1 protein-coding gene is annotated in these 2,782 nt (G+C 64.6%); it reads left to right on the plus strand.

The genetic code is table 11. The features are described from left to right. Positions 1-516: 516 nt before the first annotated feature. Positions 517-2,782: DNA polymerase III subunit alpha (dnaE, locus tag IF809_RS38330; RefSeq protein ID WP_462840058.1), on the plus strand; the 2,266-nt coding region annotated here is incomplete at its 3' end.

A 2,782-nucleotide genomic window follows, 5' to 3' on the forward strand; every position in this document is an offset into this window, starting at 1 on the left:
GTTTGCGAAGCATCCCTCAATGAATCAAAAGTCCCCGCCAATGGCGAGGACTTTGTCAGCGGTCTGAAAGCCCCGGCCTTGCGCCGGGGCTTTTTTATTGCGTGAATTCAGCAGGTTAACCATTTCTTTTTGAAAGGACCTGGATTGCTTGACTCCTGAGAACGAAATGAGAACAATGTTCTTCATACGTTCTGGTGATGGAGCAAGCCATGTTCAGGATTTTCGTGGAAGAAGCCGCTGCACTGACGTCGATCGCGCTGTTCGTCGGAATGATCGCGATCTGGGCCCAGGTCATCCCGCAACTCTAGCCAGCTGAGCCCCGAGGCGTGAGCCTCGAGACCTGAGTCTCAAGACCTCCTTGGGGAAAAGCAGGATGAGGCGGCGAAGCGGCCGCTCCGGCGTGGACTCTGGCGCGGCGAGTCCCCACCATTGTCAGGCGAGTCGGCTGGGCGAGAGAATGACGCTCCGGACGCCGGCGACCGCTCCAATTCATCTGCAAGAGGCCGTCACGCGACCATGCCGAGCGCCGGATTTGTCCACCTTCACGTTCATTCGGCCTATTCGCTGCTGAAGGGCTCCATCAAGATCGCCAAGCTCGCCGAGCTTGCCAAGAAGGACCACCAGCCGGCGCTGGCGCTGACCGACACCGACAATCTGTTCGGTGCACTCGAATTCTCCGACAAGATGGCGGGGTCCGGCATCCAGCCGATCGTGGGCCTGGAACTCGCGGTCGATTTCGGCGACCAGGATCCCAACGCGCGCAACGCGCTGGCGCCCTCGCGCGTGGTGCTGCTGGCCGCCCAGGAGCGGGGCTATCGCAGCCTGATGCGACTGAATTCCCGCGCCTTCCTCGAATCCCCTGACAGCCATGCGCCGTTCATCAAATTCGACTGGTTCGACGGCGAGACGGAAGGGCTGATAGCGCTGACCGGCGGCCCCGACGGGCCGGTCTCGCTGGCGCTTGCGAGCGGGCAGGCCGAGGTTGCGGCCGCGCGCTGCGAGCGTCTCGCCGGCCTGTTCGGCGACCGCCTCTATGTCGAGCTACAGCGCCACAACACCGACAAGGAACGTCGGATCGAGAGCGGGCTGATCGACCTCGCCTATGCGAAGGGCCTGCCGCTGGTCGCCACCAACGAGCCGTATTTCGCCGCGACCGACGATTACGAGGCCCACGACGCGCTGCTCTGCATCGCGGGCGGCCGGCTGATCGCCGAGACCGAGCGCGAGCAGCTCACGCCCGATCACCGCTTCAAGACCCGCGCCGAGATGGCGGTGCTGTTCGCCGACATTCCGGAGGCGCTGGCCTCGACGGTCGAGATCGCCGAACGTTGCTCGTTCCGCCCGCTGACGCGCAAGCCGATCCTGCCGTTCTTCACGGTCGGTGCGGCCGGCAGTTCCGATGCGGCCGCGGTCGAGGCGGCCGAGTTGAAACGGCAGGCCGAGGAGGGGCTCGCCAATCGCCTGCGCGTGCACGGGCTGTCGCAAGGCATGAGCGAAGAGGACTACAACAAGCGCCTGGCCTTCGAGCTCGACGTCATCATGCGGATGAAGTACGCGGGCTACTTCCTGATCGTGTCCGACTTCATCAAATGGGCGAAGAGCCAGGGCATTCCGGTCGGACCGGGCCGCGGCTCCGGCGCCGGCTCGCTAGTCGCCTGGGCGCTGACCATCACCGACCTCGATCCGATCAAGTTCGGCCTGCTCTTCGAGCGCTTCCTCAATCCCGAGCGCGTCTCGATGCCGGACTTCGACATCGACTTCTGCCAGGACCGCCGCGGCGAGGTGATCAGGTACGTCCAGGAGCGGTACGGCCGCGACCAGGTCGCGCAGATCATCACCTTCGGTACGCTGCAGGCGCGCGGCGTGCTGCGCGACGTCGGCCGCGTGCTGCAGATGCCCTATGGCCAGGTCGACAAGCTGACCAAGCTGGTGCCGCAGAATCCGGCGGCGCCAGTGACGCTGGCCGCGGCGATCGAGAGCGAACCGAAGCTGCAGGCATTCCGCGACGAAGACCCGATCGTGGCGCGCGCCTTCGACATCGCGCAGCGTCTCGAGGGCCTGACGCGGCACGCCTCGACCCATGCGGCCGGCATCGTGATCGGCGATCGTCCCCTGAGCGAGCTCGTGCCGCTCTATCGCGATCCCAAATCCGACATGCCGGTGACCCAGTTCAACATGAAATGGGTCGAGCCGGCGGGCCTCGTCAAGTTCGACTTTCTCGGCCTGAAGACGCTCACCGTGCTCGATGTCGCGGTGAAGCTCTTGAAGCCGCGCGGCATCGATGTCGATCTCGCCACGCTGCCGATCGACGATGCCGAGAGCTATCAGATGCTGGCGCGGGGCGACGTCGTCGGCGTGTTCCAGGTTGAAAGCCAGGGCATGCGGCGCGCGCTGATCGACATGCGCCCCGACCGGTTCGAGGACATCATCGCGCTGGTGGCGCTGTATCGACCGGGCCCGATGGCGAACATCCCGACCTATTGCGCGCGCAAGCATGGCGACGAGGAGCCGGAATATCTGCATCCCGTGCTCGAGCCGATCCTGAAGGAGACCTTCGGCGTCATCATCTACCAGGAGCAGGTGATGCAGATCGCGCAGGTGATGTCGGGCTATTCGCTCGGCGACGCCGACCTGTTGCGTCGCGCCATGGGCAAGAAGATCCGCGCCGAGATGGACAAGCAGCGCGACATCTTCGTTGCGGGCGCGGTGAAGAACGGCGTGCCGAAGGGGCAGGCCGAGACCATCTTCGAGCTCTTGGCGAAATTCGCCGACTACGGCTTCA

This window comes from Bradyrhizobium sp. UFLA06-24 (assembly GCF_054967145.1).